Origin of the sequence: Streptomyces sp. NPDC127108, from assembly GCF_042677545.1 — a bacterium.
Taxonomy (GTDB): domain Bacteria; phylum Actinomycetota; class Actinomycetes; order Streptomycetales; family Streptomycetaceae; genus Streptomyces.
Window position 1 is genome coordinate 88013 of sequence record NZ_JBHXTE010000022.1, and the last position, 19483, is coordinate 107495.

The window sequence follows — 19483 nt, forward strand, 5'->3', positions numbered from 1 at the left end:
TCGGCCCACGGGACTCCCGTGCCCGGCACCCCGGATTCCGGTGTGCCCCAGCAGGCCGCTGCCCAAGGTCACGTGCCGCACAGCCACGGGGCCCCGCCGCAGGCCATGCCCGCACCCGGCGCCGCCCAGCAGCCCACCTCCGCCCAGGGCGCTCCCGTGCCCGGCACCCCGACCCCCGGCGTCCCCCAGCAGGCCGCTGCCCAAGGTCACGTGCCGCACAGCCACGGGGCCCCGCCCCAGGCCATGCCCGCACCCGGCACCGCCCAGCAGCCCACCTCCCCCCACGGCACTCCCGTGCCCGGCACCCCGCCCCCCGGCACTCCCCAGCACACCGCCGCCGACGGGCACGCCCCCGACACCCATGGCACCCCGCCCCAGGGCGCCCCCTCGGCCACCCCGCCCCAAGGCGCCCCCTCACACGCCACCCCGCCCCCCAGCACGCCGTCACCCGCCGCCCCCGGCACACCCCCGCACGGAACCGCCCACCCCAACCCCCCGCACCCGGAGGCCGCAGCCCACGGGGCGACGCCTCATGGATCGCCGGTCCACGGCACCCCTGCGCCCGGCGCGACCGCTCAGCCGAACCCCGGAGCGGCAGCCGTCGCGCCCGAGGTCGCCGGAGCCGGAGTCGCTGGACCAGGAGCCGGAGTCGCTGGACCAGGAGCCGGTGGGGCCGGAGGCGCCGGGGCCGGTGGGCCCTGGCAGCGTTATGACCCCTGGAGTGCCCCGCTGCAGCAGACCGGTGCCGCCGTCGAGACCGAGCGGCAGCGGCGTCGGCGGGGGCGGCGGGTGCTTGTCCTCGGGGCCGTGGTGATCGCGTTGGTCGCGGGTGGGATCGGTGGTGTCGTCGGGGCGAAGCTGGAGCGCGACGGCGGGTTCGGGAGCGACGTGGAGCTGCCGCAGGCCGAGTCCGGGTCCCAGAAGCGTTCCAAGGACAGCGTCGCCGGGATCGCGGCGAGCGCGCTGCCCGGCGTCGTGACGCTGCACGTCCGCGGCGACGAAGGCGCGGGCACCGGCACCGGCTTCGTCCTCGACGCCAAGGGCCACATCCTCACCAACAACCACGTGGTCGAGCCCGGCGGCTCCGGCGGCGACATATCGGTCACCTTCAGCGGCGGCGAGACGGCGAGCGCCAAGGTCGTCGGCCGTGACGCGGGCTACGACCTGGCCGTCGTCAAGGTCTCCGGCGTCCGCGGACTCAAGCCGCTGCCCCTCGGCAACTCCGAGAACGTCCGAGTGGGCGACCCCGTCGTGGCCATCGGCGCGCCCTTCGACCTCGCCAACACCGTCACCTCGGGCATCATCAGCGCCAAGGAGCGCCCCATCACGGCGGGCGGCGAGAAGGGCGACGGCAGCGACGTCTCGTACGTCAACGCGCTGCAGACGGACGCGCCGATAAACCCGGGGAACTCCGGCGGGCCCCTCGTTGACTCCCGGGCCCGTGTCATCGGCATCAACAGCGCCATCCGCTCCGCGGGCAACGACTCCGGCCCCGACGGCGGCCAGTCCGGCTCCATCGGCCTCGGCTTCGCCATACCCATCAACCAGGGCAAGCGCGTCGCCGAGGAACTCATCAACACCGGCCGGGCCACGCACCCCGTCATCGGCGTCACCATCGACAAGCAGTTCACCGGCGACGGCGCCCGGATCGCGCGCGAGAGCCGGAACGGCGGACCGGCCGTCAACCGCGGCGGGCCCGGCGCCAAGGCGGGCCTGAAGCCGGGCGACGTGATCACGGCCGTGGACGGCCAGCGCGTGCACTCCGGCGACGAGCTGATCGTCAAGGTCCGCGCCCACCGCCCGAAGGACCGCCTGGAGCTGACCGTCGAGCGCGGCGGCGACGAGCGCAAGGTGACGCTGGTCCTCGGCACGGCGAGCGGGGAGTAGCGGGGAGGCGGGGAGCAGCGGGGCCGCCAGGTCCAGCGCCCAGGGTGCCCCGACCTCGCCTGGTCCAGCGCTCAGGCGCACCGTCCCGCGTTGGCCGCGTTGTCGCCGTGCGGCTACCGGACGGACAGCCACGGCGGGTACCGTAGACACGGTCCGGACGGCAAGGAGCTTTCAAGGTGTTCAACGACATTGGCGCACTCGAGATAGTGACGCTGGTCATCCTCGCCGTGCTCATCTTCGGCCCGGACAAGCTGCCGAAGCTCATTCAGGACGTGACGCGGACCATTCGCAAGATCCGCCAATTCTCCGACAGCGCGAAGCAGGACATACGGAATGAACTGGGCCCGGAATTCAAGGACTTCGAGTTCGAAGACCTGAACCCGAAGAAGTTCATCCGCAAGCAGATGGAGAACGACGATCTCGGCCTGAAGGAAATCCGCAACGGCTTCGACCTGAAGAAGGAAATGGCCGAAGTCGCGGACGCCGTGCACGGGCGCGACAGCGATTCCGGCGAGGACTCGGGCAGCCGGGCCACGGGCGCCGCGGGGTCCACGACCGCGTCGGCGAACGGCTCCGGCGCGGGCCGTATCGACATGGAGAAGCGACCCGAGCCCGGAAAACCGGCGGCAGGCGACCCGCCGCCGTTCGACGCGGACGCCACCTGAGCCGAGCCGGCGTCATCTGACGCGGCCCGCCGCCGCCTGACGGCCCCCGTCCGGGCCGACCGACACCGCACGGCGGTCCCGTCGAATCCCACGCCACCCCCGGCGCCCGCGTGCGCCGGAGCGTGTCCGAGATGCGCCGCCCGGCGCCCGCCACGGCCTGGTCGGGGCCGTCACGAACACCCCTTCCGCCGACCGGTTCACCGGCATCCGGAACCGGTGTGGCTATCCTGCCTTGTTGTCCGGCGTGAGGACGCCCGAGGGGGGCGGGCCGCTCCGGACCGACGAGAGCGAGGAGGCGGCCGGGTACATGGAGACGACAAGTCGGGTGGGCGCGCAGGCGCCAGCCGCGGATGGTGCCGCGCAAGCGGTGCCCTCCGCCCGGCGCACGGTCGACGGCTACCTGCTGGCGCCCTTCCCCTGGTACGGCCTGGACGAGGCCTTCACGGGACCGCGCTGGCTGATGCAGGTCGGTACGGCCGCGGACGGGGCCGTCGAGCACGGCTCCATCGGTCACGGTGACGAGCCGTCGGTCAGGGCGGAGGGTTCCTTCGGGAACGGCGACAAGGAGCGGTTCGCGGTCGTGGTGACCATCGCCGCCAACCCGGTGCGGCGCAGCGCCGACGGCACCGGCGTCCTGGAGGCGACCTCGGTGTCCTCCGCGGCCTGGCTCGCCGGAGTGGGGCTGCTGTCCTTCACCTGGCCCGGCCAGATGGACCACAGCCTGCGGGACGACTGGCTCGACCAGCAGACGGAGACCGCCTGGGTGCTCGCGGACGACCTGCACGGGTCCGACTGGTCGACGCTCTCCCTGCCCGTGGACGGGGTCCCGACCTCGTTCCACTACCGGGAGTCCGAGTACGGCTGGGTGCTCGCCGGTTCCACCGAGGGAGGGGTGCATCTGGGGGCGTACGGGCGCGGCATGAGCGCGTACGGCCTCGGCTTCTCGGTGATCAAGGACATCGCCGAGTACGCGTAAGGACCACCGCGAGTACGCGTGAGTACCACCGCGCGCGGGTTCCCGCGCCACCGCACGAACGCGAAGGGGGCGCCGTCACACCGACGGCGCCCCCTTCCGCGTCACTCAGAACTTGTTGCGCGGCGTGATCCCCAGCGACATGCCCGACAGCCCGCGCTGGCGGCCGCCCAGCTTGCCCGCGATGGTGCGCAGGGCGCTGCCCGCGGGCGAGTCCGGGTCGGTGAGGACGACGGGTTTGCCCTCGTCGCCGCCCTCGCGCAGGCGCACGTCGATCGGGATGGAGCCGAGCACCGGCACGGTCGCGCCCGTGGTCTTCGTCAGGCCCTCGGCGACCTTCTGGCCGCCGCCGGTGCCGAACACGTCGACCATCTCGTCGCAGTGCGGGCAGGGCAGCCCGGACATGTTCTCGACCACGCCGACGATCTTCTGGTGGGTCTGCACGGCGATGGAGCCCGCGCGCTCGGCGACCTCGGCGGCGGCCTGCTGCGGGGTGGTGACGACGAGGATCTCCGCGTTCGGGACGAGCTGCGCGACGGAGATCGCGATGTCGCCCGTGCCCGGCGGCAGGTCGAGGAGCAGCACGTCCAGGTCGCCCCAGAAGACGTCGGCGAGGAACTGCTGGAGCGCGCGGTGCAGCATCGGGCCGCGCCACACGACGGGTGCGTTGCCCGGGGTGAACATGCCGATCGAAATGACCTTCACGCCGTTCGCCGACGGCGGCATGATCATGTTCTCGACCTGGGTGGGGCGCCCCTCGGCGCCCAGCATCCGCGGCACGCTGTGGCCGTAGATGTCCGCGTCCACGACGCCGACCTTCAGGCCGTCGGCGGCCATAGCCGCCGCCAGGTTCACCGTCACGGACGACTTGCCGACGCCGCCCTTGCCGGACGCGACCGCGTACACACGGGTCAGGGAGCCGGGCTTGGCGAAGGGGACCTCACGTTCGGCGGTGCCGCCGCGCAGCGCCGCGGCCAGCTCCTTGCGCTGCTCGTCGCTCATCACGTCCAGGGTGACGTCGACGCGCGTGACGCCCTCGACGGCGGCGACCGCGTCCGTGACGTTCTTCGTGATCGTCTCGCGCATGGGGCAGCCGGAGACCGTCAGGTAGACGGTGACGGCGACCGCGCCGTCGGCGCCGATCTCCACCGATTTGACCATCCCCAACTCGGTGATGGGTCGCTGGATCTCGGGGTCGTTCACCGTCGCCAGTGCTTCGCGCACCGCGTCTTCCGTAGCCATACACCCGATAGTACGGCGCGGTAACTGGTCCCAGGAAAGGCCTGTCAGTGGTCGCCTACGTCACGTGCGCGAGGGTCGTCGGACGGGAATACCTCGCGCTGCTCCTCCAGCTCCTTGACCAGGTCCTGGAGTTCGGAGCGGATCCAGTCGCGGGTCGCGACCTCGCCGAGGCCGAGGCGCAGCGACGCGATCTCGCGGGTGAGGTACTCGGTGTCCGCGATGGACCGCTCGTTGCTCTTGCGGTCCTGCTCGTGGGTGACGCGGTCGCGGTCGTCCTGACGGTTCTGTGCCAGCAGGATCAGCGGGGCGGCGTACGAGGCCTGCAGAGAGAGCATCAGGGTCAGGAAGATGAACGGGTACTGGTCGAAGCGCAGGCCGGCCGGGGCGGAGACGTTCCAGACGACCCACATGATGATGACGACCGTCATCCAGACGATGAACCGGCCCGTCCCGAGGAAGCGCGCGATCCGCTCCGAGAGCCGCCCGAAGGCCTCCGGGTCGTAGTCGGGAAGGAGCTTGCGGCGCGGCGCGCGCGGCTGGTCGAGCCGGAACCGGCCCCGGCCGCGCGCCTCCCGGTCCCGGTCCCGTTCCTTGTCCCGCTCCCGCTCAGCCGCCGCCATGACCGGCCCCCTCCTGGAGGTGGTACTCCGTCTCCCGCCAGTCCTCGGGCAGCATGTGGTCGAGCACGTCGTCGACGGTGACCGCGCCGAGCAGCGAACCGCTCTCGTCGACGACCGGCGCCGACACCATGTCGTACGCGGCGAAGAAGCCCGCCACGACCGGCAGCTCGGCCTCCGGGCGCAGCGGCCGCAGGTCGTCGTCGAGGATCGAGCCGACGAGCGTGTACGGCGGGTCGCGAAGGAGGCGCTGGAAGTGCACGGCGCCCAGGTACTTGCCGGTCGGGGTCTCGTCCGGCGGGCGGCACACGTACACCTGCGCGGCGAGCGCGGGGGAGAGGTCCTCCTGGCGCACCCGCGCGAGGGCGTCGGCGACCGTGGCGTCCGGCCGCAGCACGATCGGCTCGGTCGTCATCAGACCGCCCGCCGTGCGCTCCTCGTACGCCATGAGCCGGCGCACGTCGGCCGCGTCGTCCGGCTGCATCAGGGTGAGCAGGCGCTCCTTGTCGTCCTCCGGCAGCTCGGCGAGGAGGTCGGCGGCGTCGTCCGGGTCCATCGCCTCCAGGACGTCGGCGGCGCGCTCCTCCTTCAGGGCGCCGAGGATCTCGATCTGGTCGTCCTCCGGCAGCTCCTCCAGGACGTCCGCGAGCCGGTCGTCGTCGAGCGCGGCGGCGATCTCCGCGCGCCGCTTCGGCGACAGGTGGTGCAGCACGTTGGCGAGGTCGGCGGGGCGCAGCTGCTCGAACGTGGCGAGCAGGCTCTCCGCGCCCTGCCCGTGCTCCTCCAGGGAGAACCCGTCGACGGCCGCCCAGTCGACGGTCAGCGTCTCGCCCTTGCGCCGGAAGGCGCCTCCCTTGCCCTTTCTCACGAAGACCCGGTCGGCCTCCCAGTCACGGCGGGCCGGGAGCCGCTGCACGGAGATGTCGAGGACCGTCACCTCCTCGCCGCTGTCCACCAGACGCACCCGGCGGTCCAGCATCTCGCCGAGGATCAGCCGCTCCGTCGGGCGCTGCTCGAAGCGCCGCACGTTCAGCACGCCGGTGGTGATGACCTGGCCCGACTCGATGCCGGTGACCCGGGTGATGGGCAGGAAGATATGGCGGCGCGTGGCGAGTTCCACGACCAGGCCGAGCAGCCTGGGCGGCCTGCGGCCCACCCTGAGCATGACGACGAGGTCACGCACCCGGCCCACCTCGTCCCCGTTCGGGTCGAAGACGGCGGTGCCCGCCAGGTGCGAGACGAAGATCCGGGGCGCGCTTGCCGCCATGCGCGGCGCCTCCCTGCTGCTCACTACCGCTGGTCGTATCGATCCATGTCGCTTTCAGGAGCATTTGTACGATCTGTCGTACGCGCCCCAGGCTAGCCCCTGCAAGCCGCATCCGGCCTGGTGAGACGTCCGTACGGACTGGCGCGGAGGCGGGTCCGCGGCACCGGTACGCTGCGGTACGCCAGGCCGTAGCCGCGCGCTACGGCCGCCGCCGTAGAGGACGTCCGCACGAGAGGCAGCGCCACCTGTGACTGCGATGCGACAGGCCCGCCGTACCCGAAGGTCGGTGCGGGTGACCGCGGTGTGCGCGGGGCTCGTGGTGGGCTGTGCCGGGCTGACGGCCTGCGGTGGCGGCGGCGAGGACCCGGACGCGGGCACCAACGGCGTCGGCAAGCTGTCCGCCGCGAAGATCCAGAGCAAGACGCGGCAGGCGGCCAAGGGCGCCGACGCGGTCCGCCTCTCCGGCACCGTCGTCAGCAAGGGCCAGACCTACAAGCTCGACATGCGCCTCAAGGGCTCGGGCGGCGAAGGCTCGGTGACCTTCAAGGGCGGGACGTTTCAGCTCCTCCGGGTCGGCGAGCACCTGTACCTGAAGGCCGACTCGGGCTTCTGGAAGCACCAGAACGAGACCGGGGGTGCCGGGGGCGTCGAGGGGAAGGCGGGCGACCGGTCAGCGGCGGCGAAGCTCAACGGCAAGTTCGTGAAGGTGCCCGCGGGCGACCCCTCGTACCAGCAGCTGAGCGGCTTCACCGACAAGGACCTGATGCTCGACGGCACGCTCGCGCTGCACGGGAAGCTGTCGAAGGGCGAGCGGTCCGACTCGGGCGCGCGGCGGGTCATCAAGATCGCGGGGGACGAGGGCGCGGGCGGCACGCTGGATGTGTCCCTGGAAGGCGAACCGTATCCGCTGCGGCTCCAGCGCGCGGGCGGCGCGGGCACGCTGCGGCTCACCGAGTGGGGCAAGGAGTTCGTCCTGGAGGAGCCCGGCAAGGACGAGACGGTGGACTACGGGAAGCAGCTGCCCACGCAGTGAGGGGACGCGGTGCTCGGGCGGCGCGGGCCGCCCTCCTCACCGCTGCTTCTTCTGCTTCCTCTTGCGGCCGAGGAGCAGCCGCGGCAGCGCCGCGGGGACGGGCTTGCGGGTCGTCGCGTCCGTCGGCAGCGGGGCCGCCGCGAGGGAGCCGTCCGGCAGGTCCGTGTTCGCCTCGCCCGGCGTCAGCCGCAGCACCCGGCACTCCGCGGCCCAGCGCTCCACCATCTGCTCCCCGTCGGGGGCGTTCAGGCGCTTGCCCTTGAGTTCGGCGACGGCCGCCTCCCACGCCTCGGAGCGGGGCGCGAGCTCCGTCACCGCCGCGGTCCAGGCGATCACGCGGCCGCCCTTGTCCTTGCTGCGCACGGTCACCTCGGCGTTCGCACCGTCCACGAGGTCCGGCAGCGGCTGCTCGCCGGGGCCGTCCCCGACGAGGTGGGCCGCGCCGTCGACCCAGACGTGCCACAGGGCCCGGACGGGGCCGTCGGGCGCGGCGCCGCGCACCCAGATCAGCCCCGACTTCTTCGTGGCCTCCTCGACGAGGGCGCGGTCGAACAGGGCGTCAGCAGTCATGCGGAGAGCTTAGCGAGGCCCGCAACGCGCCTCAGAGCCAGCCGTTTCGCTTCAGCGTGCGGTGGATCGTGTAGCAGACGGTGCCGATGAGGCCGAGCACCATCGGGTAGCCGAACCGCCAGTGCAGCTCCGGCATGTGGTCGAAGTTCATGCCGTAGACACCGCACACGGCCGTCGGTACGGCGATGATGGCCGCCCAGGACGTGATCTTGCGCATGTCCTCGTTCTGCGCGACGGCGGCCTGGGCGAGGTTGGCCTGGAGGATGGAGTTGAGGAGTTCGTCGAAGCCGAGGACCTGCTCCTGGACGCGCGCGAGGTGGTCGGCGACGTCGCGGAAGTACTTCTGGATGTCGGGGTCGACGAGCCGCATGGGCCGCTCGCTGAGCAGCTGCATGGGGCGGAGCAGCGGCGACACCGCGCGCTTGAACTCCAGGACCTCGCGCTTGAGCTGGTAGATCCGCCCGGCGTCGACACCGCGCGAGACGCCCTTGCCGGTGGCCGCGAACACTTCGTTCTCGACGTCGTCGATGTCGACCTGCATGGCGTCGGCGACGGCGAGATAGCCGTCGACGACGTGATCGGCGATGGTGTGCAGGACCGAGGAGGGGCCCTTGGCGAGCAGCTCCGGCTCGTCCTGGAGGCGGCGGCGCAGCGCGCGCAGCGAGCCGTGGCCGCCGTGCCGGACGGTGATGAAGAAGTCCCGGCCGGTGAAGCACATGACCTCGCCGGTCTCGACGACCTCGCTGGTGGCGGTGAGTTCGGCGTGCTCGACGTAGTGGATGGTCTTGAAGACCGTGAAGAGGGTGTCGTCGTAGCGCTCCAGCTTGGGCCGCTGGTGGGCGTGGACGGCGTCCTCCACGGCCAGCGGGTGCAGCCCGAACTCGGCGGCGATCCCGGCGAACTCGGCCTCCGTCGGCTCGTGCAGGCCGATCCAGGCGAAGCCGCCGTCGCGGCGCACCTGGAGCATCGCCTCGTGCGGCGTGAGGGTGTCGTCGCAGGCGACGCGGCGGCCGTCGCGGTAGACGGCGCAGTCGACGACGGCGGAGACGGCGCTGGGGTCGCGGGTGGTGTCGTACGAGCTGTAGGAGGTGCTGTCCTTGCGCTGGGACGGGCGCACGGCGTCACGCAGGTCACGGATCATCGACATGGGCAGGCTCCTTCGACGAAAGGGCCGCCGGCGACGGTTGGAACTGCCCGGAATGGGGACGTCCTGCTGCGGGATCTGGCACGTCCACAAAGCGGGGAGCACCGCACCGTCGCGGTGGCAGCAACGCTACTGATGCAGATCAGGTGAAACGCGGTGCTCTTCCGTCGTGCGCGGTACAGGCCGGAAACGGACGGGTCGTCCGGAGGGGGCCGTGCGCACGGCCGCAGCTACGCTGCTGCGGGATGTTCAGCGGGCGGAAGAGCGAGTGGTACTGCACGGTCGACTTCGATCCACTGCAGCCCCACCTCCTCCGGCCGGTCCCCCGTAGGGGAGGTCCCTGGCGCGTAAGGCGCCGTCCTGCGTCCGGGCTTGAAGGCGACGCTTCTGCGTGCTGCCCGGGCCAGCGGCCAACAGTATCAGCCGACTGGCAGCCGAACCCCCACCTTTACCCATCACTGACGAGTTCTATGCTCGCGTCATGGCAGATGTTCTTGCGCTGGTCGAGGCCCGGCTCCGTAGCGGCCTGGGGGAACCGGACGCACGCGCGGCGGTGACGTTCCTGGGCACGGACCGCATCGAAGTGGTGCGCTTCACGGACGGGGACGTCGTGCGGTACGCCACGCTCGGCATGTCCGCCCACCCGATGACCGACCCCACGGCCGTGCTGGCCGACCCGGTCAAGGGCCCGCGCGCGGAGTTGGTCCTTTCCGTACGCGGCGGGCTCGTCGACACCGACAAGGTGCTCCGCCCGCTGGCCGTGCTCGCCGCGTCTCCGCAGGTGGAGGGGCTCGTGGTGGCGCCGGGCGCCTCCCTCGACGTGGGCGAGCCGCTGTGGCCGGGCGCGTCGTTCACGTCGGTCCTGGTGGCCGAGCCGGGCGGCCTCGTCGAGGACCTGGACCTGGACGCGCCCATGGACCCCGTCCAGTTCCTGCCGCTGCTCCCGATGACGCCCAACGAGGCGGCGTGGAAGCGGGTGCACGGCGCGGGGGCCCTCCAGGAGCGCTGGCTGAACAGCGGCACGGACCTGCGCGATCCGCTGCGCAAGTCCGTACCGCTGGACTGAGGTCTCCACCGCCGGACTGGACGTCCGTCGGCCTCAGTTGGCGAACACGGTCACGCCGTCCTCCGTGGCGTGCCGGGTCTCCAGCTCCTCCGCCTCGTCCGAGAGCGCGCTCCGGCGGACCCAGACGACGACCGCGCCGAGCACCGCCGTGACGGCCGCGACCACGAACGGGATGTGGATGTCGCTCCACTCCTCGATCTTCGGCGCGAAGTAGGGGGCCGCGGCGGCGGCGAACCAGCGTACGAAGTTGTAGCCGGCGCTGGCCACGGGCCGCGGCGCGTCCGAGACGCCGAGGGCGAGCTCCGTGTAGACGGTGTTGTTCACGCCGATGAAGGCGCCGGACAGGATCGTGCAGACGACGGCGGCGGTGTGGCTGCCGTACCCGAGCACGAGGACGTCCGCGGCGAGCAGCACCAGTGAGCCGCCGAGCACCTTCAGGGAGCCGAACCGCGCCTGGAGCCGGGGCGCGACGAGCACGGAGAACACCGCGAGCAGCACGCCCCAGGCGAAGAACACCGCACCCGACTTGTACGGGGTCATGTTCAGGACGAACGGCGTGAAGGCCAGGACCGTGAAGAACGTGTAGTTGTAGAAGAACGCCGACGCGGCCGCCGAGGCGAGACCGCCGTGGCCGAGCGCCTTGATCGGGTCGAGCAGCGAGGTCTTGCGCGCGGGCTTCGGCTGCTCCTTCAGGAACGCGGTGATGCACAGGAAGCCGACGGCCATCAGGGCCGCAGTGCCGAAGAACGGGTAGCGCCAGCTGGCGTCGCCGAGCAGTGCGCCGAGGAGCGGCCCGCACGCCATGCCGAGGCCGAGCGCGGACTCGTACAGCAGGATCGCCGCCGCGCTGCCCCCGGCGGCGGCGCCCACGATGACCGCGAGCGCGGTGGACACGAACAGCGCGTTGCCGAGGCCCCAGCCGGCGCGGAAGCCGACGAGTTCGCCGACGGAGCCGGAGGTGCCCGCGAGTCCGGCGAACACCACGACCAGGGCGAGCCCGGCGAGCAGGGTCTTCTTGCCGCCGATGCGGCTGGAGACGAAGCCGGTCACCAGCATCGCGACGGCGGTGATCAGGAAGTACGAGGTGAACAGGAGCGAGACCTGGCTCGGCGTGGCGTCGAGGCCCTGGGCGATGGACGGCAGGATCGGGTCGACGAGGCCGATGCCCATGAACGCCACGACGGACGCGCCCGCCGTGGCCCACACCGCCTTCGGCTGCCGCAGCAGTCCTGCGGCACCGGCGTCGAAGGGATCCTCGTGTGCTCCGGCTGTGGGGGTGGTCATCCGCAGCTCCTTCGTGTGCTTCCGGACATGGATCGTTCGTAGATCGTTGACGTATACACATAATAAGTTAGCCGAGCTAATTAATGCAACCTACATGTAGTTTTGCCTGGTGGTGGGCCCGGGAAAGTAGCGGGGAGCGACGTGGAGGCGGCCTCCGGACGGGTGATCGTCCTTGACGGGGCGCCGCCTGGAGAGGACCGTTGAGCGCTATGAGGGGCGAACCCAGTTGCCCGAAGTGTGGTGGCCGGGTCAGGGCTCCCGGCCTCTTTGCCGACTCCTGGCAGTGCGATGTGCACGGCACGGTGCACCCGCTGCAGCCCGTGATCCCGCCCAGCGTCGAGGCCCTCCAGGTCGTGGTGCGCCGGGCGCACGTGCCCGTGTGGATGCCGTGGCCGCTGCCCGTCGGATGGCTCTTCACCGGGGTGACCTGCGCCGGGGACGACCGCAGTGGCGGCCGGGCCACCGCCGTCGCCTGCTCCGGGCCCGCGCCGCTCGGTGGTGTCGGTGAACTCGTGCTCGTCGCCGAGGAGTTGGGGGTCGGGCTCGGGGCGCGGTACGCGGGCATCGACGGGCCCGACCCCGGGCCCTCCATGAGTGTCGGCAAGCCCGCCCAGGCCAAGGTGCTCGCCGCCGGGCGGCCCACGGCCATGTGGCACGTGCCGGGGGCGCCCGACGACCGGGCCGTGTTCGCGGGGGAGGCGCGGGGGCTCTGGCTCTGGGCCATCGCCTGGCCCGAGCAGTCGGGGCTGCTCATGTACGACGAGCTCGTCCTCACGGACCTGCGGGACGCCGGGGCCGAGGTCGATCTGGTGCCGTGCGGGGCGCTGTCGCCGCGGCTGCTGATGCCATAGGGCGGTGCGCTGTCCTTCGCGGGGCGCCCCAGTCCCGCCCCTTTCCCGAAACCATGGGCTTCGCCCCTGGGCCCCCGGGGGTGGGTGTCCCGTTCGGGTGGGACGGTCAGCCGCCGAATCGGCGCTCCGCGCCTCGTCCTCAATCGCCGGACGGGCTGAAACTTCCCCCGGGGTGGGCCGGAGAGGCGCGGCGGCGTGAGCTGTTTCGGGGCTGAGGGTGCCGTGCGGTTGCTCAGCTGGTGCAGGTGGGGGCGGGTGGGTGGGAGAGAGCCTGTCCGGCGTTTGAGGACGAGCGCGGAGCGCGACCGGGGTCCGCCCTTGCGGGGTTGAGGGTGCCGGGCTATTGGTCAGGTGGTGCGAGTTCGGGCGGGTGGGTGGGAGAGAGCCCGTCGTGGGGGTCCCCCCTGCTCCTTAAGAGCTTGGGGGAGATTGAGGACCCGGCGCGGAGCGCCGGATCGGCGGTGCCCCAGGTGGGGGTGGGGGAACGTTAGACTGGGGCGTCCCCCCGTCCGTCCCGAAAAGCGTGGAGCCCTGCGTGCGAATTGACCTGCACACCCACTCCACCGCCTCCGACGGCACGGACACCCCGGCCGAGCTGGTGCGGAACGCCGCCGCGGCCGGCCTGGACGTCGTCGCGCTGACCGACCACGACTCCACCCGCGGCCACGCCGAGGCGATCGCCGCGCTGCCGCCCGGCCTCACCCTCGTCACCGGCGCCGAGCTGTCGTGCCGCCTCGACGGTGTGGGGATGCACATGCTGGCGTACCTCTTCGACCCCGAGGAGCCGGACCTGGCCCGGGAGCGCGAACTCGTCCGCGACGACCGTGTGCCGCGCGCCAAGGCGATGGTCGGCAAGCTCCAGGAGCTCGGCGTTCCCGTCACCTGGGAGCAGGTGGCGCGCATCGCGGGCGACGGCTCCGTCGGCCGCCCGCACGTCGCGGAGGCCCTCGTCGAGCTCGGCGTCGTACCGGACGTCTCGGCCGCCTTCACGCCCGACTGGCTCGCCGACGGCGGCCGCGCCTACGCCGAGAAGCACGAACTCGACCCCTTCGACGCGATACGCCTGGTCAAGGCCGCGGGCGGCGTCACCGTCTTCGCGCACCCCGCCGCCGCCCAGCGCGGCAAGGTGGTGCCCGAGTCGGCGATCGCCGAGCTGGCCGCGGCGGGCCTCGACGGCATCGAGGTCGACCACCCGGAACAGCTGGCGTACGCGCCCGAGTCCGGCCCCCGGCTGCGCGGCCTCGCCGCCGACCTGGGCCTGCTCGTCACCGGGTCGAGCGACTACCACGGCACGCGTAAGACGTGCGTGCTCGGGGAGTACACCACCGACCCCGAGATCTACGGCGAGATCACGCGCCGGGCCACGGGAGCGTTCCCGGTGCCGGGCGCGGGCGGAGGCCCGTCGGCGTAACGCGCCACCGTCCGCGCAACGCGCCACCCCTTTCCCCGCATCGCTCCACCACCACCGTCCGCGGCACGCGCTGCCGTCGTCCGCGGTACGCGTCCCCGGGCCACCGCCCGCTGTTCTCTGTACGACTCTCCTCTGCAAGGCCATCACTGTGTTCGACGTCGCCGTCTTCGGATCCCTCTTTCTCACTCTTTTTGTCATCATGGACCCCCCTGGGATCACGCCGATCTTCCTCGCGCTGACCTCGGGCCGCCCCGCCAAGGTCCAGAAGAAGATGGCCTTCCAGGCCGTGTGCGTGGCCTTCGGGGTCATCGCCGTCTTCGGCGTCGTGGGCCAGCAGATCCTCGACTATCTGCACGTCTCCACCCAGGCGCTGATGATCGCGGGCGGTCTGCTGCTGCTCCTGGTCGCGCTCGACCTGCTCACCGGCAAGACCGACGAGCCGCAGCAGACCAAGGACGTCAACGTCGCCCTGGTCCCGCTCGGCATGCCGCTGCTCGCCGGGCCCGGCGCGATCGTGCAGGTGATCCTGGCCGTGCAGCACGCCGACGGCATGGAGCAGGTCTCCGTGTGGGCGGCGATTCTGGCCATCCACGTGGTGCTGTTCGTGACGATGCGCTTCTCGCTGCTGATCATCCGCGTCATCAAGGACGGCGGTGTGGTCCTGGTGACGCGGCTCGCCGGAATGATGCTGTCGGCGATCGCCGTGCAGCAGATCATCAACGGCGTCACGCAGGTGATCCGCGGCGGTTGAGCCGTGCCGGTCGACCCCGGCGGCGCGATTGCGCCGTGCGGGTGACACCGACTACGCACAGAGCCCTGTACGGCACCGGACGCGCCGGTGTCGTACAGGGCTCTGAAGTGTGTGATGAGGCCGTTCGGCGCCGTTATGAGGCCGAGGCGTCGGCCGGACGGATGTAGAGGCGCTGCCCTATGGCTGCGGCTTGCTGCACGATCCGGTTGACGGAGGCGGCGTCCACGACGGTCGTGTCCACGGCGGTGCCGTCGACGTCGTCGAGTCGCATGATTTCGAAGCGCATGGGCTTCTCCCTTCGTCTGGTGATCCTCCTGAAGGAGAACTGCTGGCTACGTAGGGTGCAACGGCTTGACTCCCTCAAACATTCCCTACGCTAAAGAAAATTTTCGCGAGGCTAATGAACGCCGCGTTTCGTCACTGTATCGCGGCCGGTTGTGTTCGCTGAGTGACAGCTACCGGTTGTGCCCGCAGAGTGACGGACGAGACAATGCGTTTCGTATGGACATGGACGAGACCATTGACGAGTTCGGCGAGAGCACGGCCCGTGAGATCGGTGAGATCACCCTTCGGCTCGAGCGCACCAACGGCCTTCTGGAACGCGTGCTCGCCGAGGTCGCGAAGACCCCGTCCACGCATGCGATCTTCGTCGACGCCGGCTATCTGTACGCCGCCGCCGGACGGCTCGCCGCGGGCACCGAGGACCGGCGGTCCTTCGAGCTCGACGCCGAGGCGCTCATCGACGCGCTGATCGACAAGGCGCGCACGATCTTCGCGGACAGCAGGCTGCTGCGTGTGTACTGGTACGACGGCGCGAGACGCCGCATCCACACCACCGAACAGCAGTCGATCGCCGAGCTGCCCGACGTCAAGGTGCGCCTCGGCAACCTCAACGCCAACAACCAGCAGAAGGGCGTCGACTCGCTGATCCGCAGCGACCTGGAGTCCCTGGCACGGCACCGCGCCATCAGCGACGCGGCGCTCATCGGCGGCGACGAGGACCTGGTCTCGGCGGTCGAGGCGGCGCAGGGGTACGGCGCCCGCGTGCACCTGTGGGGCATCGACGCGCCCGACGGCCGCAACCAGGCGGAGCCGCTCCTGTGGGAGGTCGACAGCCAACGCACCTTCGACGCGGACTTCTTCAAGCCGTTCGTGACCCGCCGCCCCGCCGTCCCGTTCGAGGGCCCGCAGGCCACGCCCCGGCCCTCACGGGACGACGTGCGCTTCGTCGGCGCCCAGATCTCCGCGAAGTGGCTCTCGGCCCGCGGCCGCGAGGCCCTGGTGGGACTGCTGCCCGGGCACCCGTACCTGCCCGGGTCCGTCGACCAGGAACTCCTCGTCGAGGCGGAGCGGCTGCTCGACTACTCGCTGCGCGGCCAGTCCGACCTGCGACGGGTGCTGCGGGACGGCTTCTGGGACCACTTACAGAAGTGCTACTGATGACCTAGCGCGGGCTTCCGTCGCGGTCGGCGGCCCGGTCCCAGAACGCGGCCAGGGCGGCCGCCGTCGCCGCGGGGCGGTCGGTGTTGGGGGAGTGGTTCGCGCCCGTGACCACGGTGCGGTGGGCGCCCAGGCGGCGCGCCATCTCGTCGAGGAGCGGCACGGGCCAGGTGTCGTCGCTCTCGCCGGACACGACGTGTTTGGGCAGGGCCACGGCGGCGAGGTCGTCGACGCGGTCGGGTTCGGCGCACAGTTGCTTGCCGGTCGCGATGAGCTGGGCCGGGTTGTTGCGCAGCCAACGGGCGCGCAGCGCCGCCGCGTCGGCGCCGCCGCCGTTCGCGTCCACGCCCGCCTCCACGTCCTCCACGGGGTCCATGGCCTGGATCGCCTCCCACACGACGTCCATCGGGTGCGCCGCGACGGCGTCCGTGAGGAGCGTGGCGCGGGTGCGCTGCGACGGGGAGACGCGGGCCGGTCCGGACGCGACGAGGGTGAGCGAGGCGAAGGCGCCCGGGGGTGCGAGGAGGACGGCCGCGCGGGCCACCAGGCCGCCCAGGGAGTGGCCCATCAGGTGGGGCGGGCCCTCGCCCGTGGTGCGCGTGGCTGCCGCCTGGGCCAGGACGTCCTTGGCCAACTCGGCCTGGGCGTAAGCCGATTCGTCGTCCGGCCCCGGGGATTCGTACTGGCCCCGACCGTCGACGGAGACGGTGCGGTAGCCGGCCTCGGCGAGGGGCTGGAGCAGGGCGATGAAGTCCTCCTTGCTCCCCGTGTACCCCGGCAGGAGCAAGGCGGTGCCCTTGACCTGGCCGGTCGGGCGGGTGTCGAGCACGGCGAACTCGCCGCGCTCCGTACGGAGGGGGTACGCGAGGGTGCCCTCGGGCGGGGTGAAGGTGGGGGGCCTGCTCATACGCCCGAGGCTACTGGCCCCTGGGCCTTGGGCGGGGGGTGGCCTTCGGCCGGGGGCACGGGGCCGTGGGCGTTGGGGTGACACCTGCCCCGATGCCGAGGCGCTGTCGGCCTGGGGCCGTGCGCTTCCCCACACATCACGGGCGCCGTCGGCCTGGGCTGTGCCCACCCTCCCCCGAGCTCTCGGCTTCGCTCGAGCAGGGGGGACCCCCATCGCCCTCTGGGCGGACCAGCTGCCCACAGGGTGGGGCCGGCTCAGGTATGGGCGCCGGGCACAGATGTGGTGCTGACGCCGAACTGCCCCTCGTGGCACGGGCGGGCAGACGCCTGCGGACCAGTGGAAACGGGTGGGCGGGGTGGGAGATGTTTTTGCCGCGGAGCGGCGGGGGAGACGCGGACGCGCCCGGAGGCGGGGGCCTCCGGGCGCGGTGGTAGGTGTCCGGCGAGGACCCCGTGGGCTAGCTGTCCGAGGGCTCGGCCGACTTGCGGGTGCGGCGGCGGCGCGGCTTGGCCGGTGCCTCCTCCGCGGCCGGGGCGGCGGCAGTGGTAGCGGCGGCCGGGGCCGACGCAGTCGACTTCGGCTCGGCCGCCGCGGATTCGCCCGCACGCGTCCGACGCCGACGCCGCGGCGTTCGCGGCGCGGCTTCCTCGGTCACCGCGGCCGCAGCCGCAGGCGCCGCCTCGGACGGCGCCGCCGTCGGCGTGGCCTCGGCGTCGAGGGGCGCGCCCGCGCGGGTGCGGCGGCGACGGCGCGGTGTACGGGCGGGACGCTCGGCCTCCTCGGCCTGCGGCCGGGCCGCGGCACGCTCACCGCGGCGCGGTCCGCCACGGGAGCCGCGCGAGCCCCCGCCACGGGCCCCGGTCTCGCCGAGGTCCTCGATCTCCTCCGCGTCGAGCCCGGCACGGGTGCGCTCGGCACGCGGCAGAACACCCTTCGTACCGACGGGGATGTCCAGCTCCTCGTACAGGTGCGGAGAGCTGGAGTACGTCTCGACCGGGTCGTTGAAGCCCAGGTCGAGCGCCTTGTTGATGAGCTGCCAGCGCGGGATGTCGTCCCAGTCGACGAGCGTGATCGCGGTGCCGGAGGCACCGGCGCGGCCGGTGCGGCCGATCCGGTGGAGGTAGGTCTTCTCGTCCTCGGGCGACTGGTAGTTGATGACGTGCGTGACGCCCTCGACGTCGATGCCGCGGGCGGCGACGTCGGTGCACACCAGCACGTCGACCTTGCCGTTGCGGAAGGCCCGCAGGGCCTGCTCGCGGGCGCCCTGGCCGAGGTCGCCGTGGACCGCGCCGGAGGCGAAGCCGCGCCGCTCGAGCTGCTCGGCGATGTCGGCGGCCGTCCGCTTCGTACGGCAGAAGATCATCGCGAGCCCGCGGCCGTCGGCCTGCAGGATGCGGGAGACCATCTCCGGCTTGTCCATGGAGTGCGCGCGGTACACGTGCTGCTTGATGTTCGCGACGGTCGCGCCCTCGTCGTCCGGCGCGGTGGCGCGGATGTGCGTGGGCTGCGACATGTAGCGGCGGGCGAGGCCGATGACGGCGCCCGGCATCGTCGCGGAGAAGAGCATCGTCTGGCGCTTCGCGGGAAGCATGTTGATGATCTTCTCGACGTCGGGCAGGAAGCCCAGGTCGAGCATCTCGTCGGCCTCGTCGAGGACGAGGCACTTGACGTGCTTCAGGTTCAGCTTGCGCTGTCCGGCCAGGTCGAGCAGGCGGCCCGGGGTGCCGACGACGACGTCGATGCCCTTCTTGAGGGCCTCGACCTGCGGTTCGTAGGCACGGCCGCCATATATGGCGAGGACGCGGACGTTGCGCGCCTTGCCGGCGGTCAGCAGGTCGTTGGTGACCTGCTGGCACAGCTCGCGGGTGGGGACGACGACGAGGGCCTGCGGGGCCTCCGTCAGCTGCTCGGGCGTCGCGCGCCCGGCCTCGACGTCCGCGGGGACGGTCACGCGCTCGAGGAGCGGCAGGCCGAAGCCCAGCGTCTTGCCGGTGCCGGTCTTGGCCTGGCCGATGACGTCGGTGCCGGAAAGGGCAACGGGGAGCGTCATCTCCTGGATGGGGAAGGGGTTGATGATGCCGACGGCCTCAAGGGCCTCAGCCGTCTCGGGAAGAATCCCGAGCTCTCGGAAAGTCGTAGTCAGGGCAATGCCTCTTCTGTGAGACGCGGCGCGAGGCGAACGCTGGGGGTCGTGACCGTGCCGGGGACTGCCGGCCGCCTGCTGGAAAGAGCCGGGCGAGCCGGGTGGTACGGGACCACTGCCGACGCTCGAGCGCTCACACCGCTGAGGGGGTCCCTCCGCTTGCCGTACGCACGGTGCGTACGCCCTGGAGGGCTGTCTGGTCGGAGCCGATCGGGCCACCGACCGGGCATCC

General features: G+C 72.0%; 18 protein-coding genes. 9 read left to right on the forward strand and 9 right to left on the reverse strand.

Features of this window, described 5'->3' with window-relative positions; all coding sequences use genetic code 11:
- Positions 1–243: 243 nt before the first annotated feature.
- From ACFVHO_RS20185 to ACFVHO_RS20195, 3 genes are all read left to right on the forward strand, one after another.
- Positions 244–1887: a trypsin-like peptidase domain-containing protein gene (locus tag ACFVHO_RS20185; protein ID WP_385716302.1), complete on the forward strand. Its 1644-nt coding sequence runs from the start codon at positions 244–246 to the stop codon at positions 1885–1887.
- 176 nt (positions 1888–2063) lie between these two features.
- Positions 2064–2552 (forward strand): sec-independent translocase, encoded by a 489-nt coding sequence (locus tag ACFVHO_RS20190; protein WP_385716152.1) that lies wholly within the window; start codon positions 2064–2066, stop codon positions 2550–2552.
- Between the two features lie 307 nt (positions 2553–2859).
- Complete coding sequence (locus ACFVHO_RS20195; RefSeq protein WP_385716155.1) at positions 2860–3528, forward strand: hypothetical protein; 669 nt, start codon at positions 2860–2862, stop codon at positions 3526–3528.
- Between the two features lie 105 nt (positions 3529–3633).
- On the opposite strand, the gene ACFVHO_RS20200 is transcribed toward ACFVHO_RS20195, so the two are convergent.
- The 3 genes from ACFVHO_RS20200 to ACFVHO_RS20210 are packed head-to-tail and all read right to left on the reverse strand — an operon-like array spanning position 3634 to position 6651.
- Positions 3634–4767: an Mrp/NBP35 family ATP-binding protein gene (locus ACFVHO_RS20200; RefSeq protein ID WP_385716158.1), complete on the reverse strand. Its 1134-nt coding sequence runs from the start codon at positions 4765–4767 to the stop codon at positions 3634–3636.
- A gap of 44 nt (positions 4768–4811) precedes the next feature.
- A complete protein-coding gene (locus tag ACFVHO_RS20205; RefSeq protein ID WP_385716161.1) occupies positions 4812–5387 on the reverse strand; it encodes a DUF1003 domain-containing protein in 576 nt (191 codons plus the stop codon).
- Positions 5374–6651, reverse strand: coding sequence for a magnesium transporter MgtE N-terminal domain-containing protein (locus ACFVHO_RS20210; RefSeq protein WP_385716164.1), 1278 nt, complete (start codon positions 6649–6651; stop codon positions 5374–5376). The genes ACFVHO_RS20205 and ACFVHO_RS20210 overlap by 14 nt, the downstream gene beginning before the upstream one ends.
- Positions 6652–6907: 256 nt before the next feature.
- Here ACFVHO_RS20210 and ACFVHO_RS20215 point away from each other — a divergent pair, with 256 nt between their 5' ends.
- Positions 6908–7684, forward strand: a complete 777-nt coding sequence (locus ACFVHO_RS20215) for a hypothetical protein (RefSeq protein ID WP_385716305.1) — start codon at positions 6908–6910, stop codon at positions 7682–7684.
- 36 nt (positions 7685–7720) lie between these two features.
- Here ACFVHO_RS20215 and ACFVHO_RS20220 read toward each other — a convergent pair whose 3' ends face one another.
- The gene (locus ACFVHO_RS20220) at positions 7721–8254 is read right to left on the reverse strand and encodes a hypothetical protein (RefSeq protein ID WP_385716167.1); all 534 of its coding nucleotides are present in this window, start codon (positions 8252–8254) and stop codon (positions 7721–7723) included.
- A 31-nt stretch (positions 8255–8285) separates the two neighbouring features.
- Positions 8286–9401, reverse strand: coding sequence for a magnesium and cobalt transport protein CorA (locus ACFVHO_RS20225; protein WP_385716169.1), 1116 nt, complete (start codon positions 9399–9401; stop codon positions 8286–8288).
- Between the two features lie 478 nt (positions 9402–9879).
- On the opposite strand from ACFVHO_RS20225, the gene ACFVHO_RS20230 reads away from it, so the two are divergent.
- Complete coding sequence (locus ACFVHO_RS20230; RefSeq protein WP_385716171.1) at positions 9880–10464, forward strand: suppressor of fused domain protein; 585 nt, start codon at positions 9880–9882, stop codon at positions 10462–10464.
- 33 nt (positions 10465–10497) lie between these two features.
- Here ACFVHO_RS20230 and ACFVHO_RS20235 read toward each other — a convergent pair whose 3' ends face one another.
- Positions 10498–11748 (reverse strand): MFS transporter, encoded by a 1251-nt coding sequence (locus ACFVHO_RS20235; RefSeq protein ID WP_385716174.1) that lies wholly within the window; start codon positions 11746–11748, stop codon positions 10498–10500.
- A gap of 209 nt (positions 11749–11957) precedes the next feature.
- Here ACFVHO_RS20235 and ACFVHO_RS20240 point away from each other — a divergent pair, with 209 nt between their 5' ends.
- From ACFVHO_RS20240 to ACFVHO_RS20250, 3 genes are all read left to right on the forward strand, one after another.
- Positions 11958–12599 carry a DUF6758 family protein gene (locus ACFVHO_RS20240; RefSeq protein ID WP_380857990.1) on the forward strand — a complete coding sequence of 214 codons (642 nt, stop codon included), beginning with the start codon at positions 11958–11960 and terminating at the stop codon, positions 12597–12599.
- A gap of 535 nt (positions 12600–13134) precedes the next feature.
- Positions 13135–14010, forward strand: coding sequence for a PHP domain-containing protein (locus tag ACFVHO_RS20245; RefSeq protein WP_289946162.1), 876 nt, complete (start codon positions 13135–13137; stop codon positions 14008–14010).
- A 148-nt stretch (positions 14011–14158) separates the two neighbouring features.
- Positions 14159–14761 carry a MarC family protein gene (locus tag ACFVHO_RS20250; RefSeq protein ID WP_385716178.1) on the forward strand — a complete coding sequence of 201 codons (603 nt, stop codon included), beginning with the start codon at positions 14159–14161 and terminating at the stop codon, positions 14759–14761.
- A gap of 133 nt (positions 14762–14894) precedes the next feature.
- Here ACFVHO_RS20250 and ACFVHO_RS20255 read toward each other — a convergent pair whose 3' ends face one another.
- Positions 14895–15047, reverse strand: coding sequence for a hypothetical protein (locus tag ACFVHO_RS20255; RefSeq protein ID WP_016644538.1), 153 nt, complete (start codon positions 15045–15047; stop codon positions 14895–14897).
- 215 nt (positions 15048–15262) lie between these two features.
- On the opposite strand from ACFVHO_RS20255, the gene ACFVHO_RS20260 reads away from it, so the two are divergent.
- A complete protein-coding gene (locus ACFVHO_RS20260) occupies positions 15263–16201 on the forward strand; it encodes an NYN domain-containing protein (RefSeq protein ID WP_385716181.1) in 939 nt (312 codons plus the stop codon).
- 4 nt (positions 16202–16205) lie between these two features.
- Here the strand turns inward: ACFVHO_RS20260 and ACFVHO_RS20265 are convergent, their stop codons facing one another.
- The gene (locus ACFVHO_RS20265; RefSeq protein ID WP_385716183.1) at positions 16206–17108 is read right to left on the reverse strand and encodes an alpha/beta fold hydrolase; all 903 of its coding nucleotides are present in this window, start codon (positions 17106–17108) and stop codon (positions 16206–16208) included.
- A 457-nt stretch (positions 17109–17565) separates the two neighbouring features.
- A complete protein-coding gene (locus ACFVHO_RS20270) occupies positions 17566–19158 on the reverse strand; it encodes a DEAD/DEAH box helicase (RefSeq protein ID WP_385716186.1) in 1593 nt (530 codons plus the stop codon).
- Positions 19159–19483 lie beyond the last annotated feature (325 nt).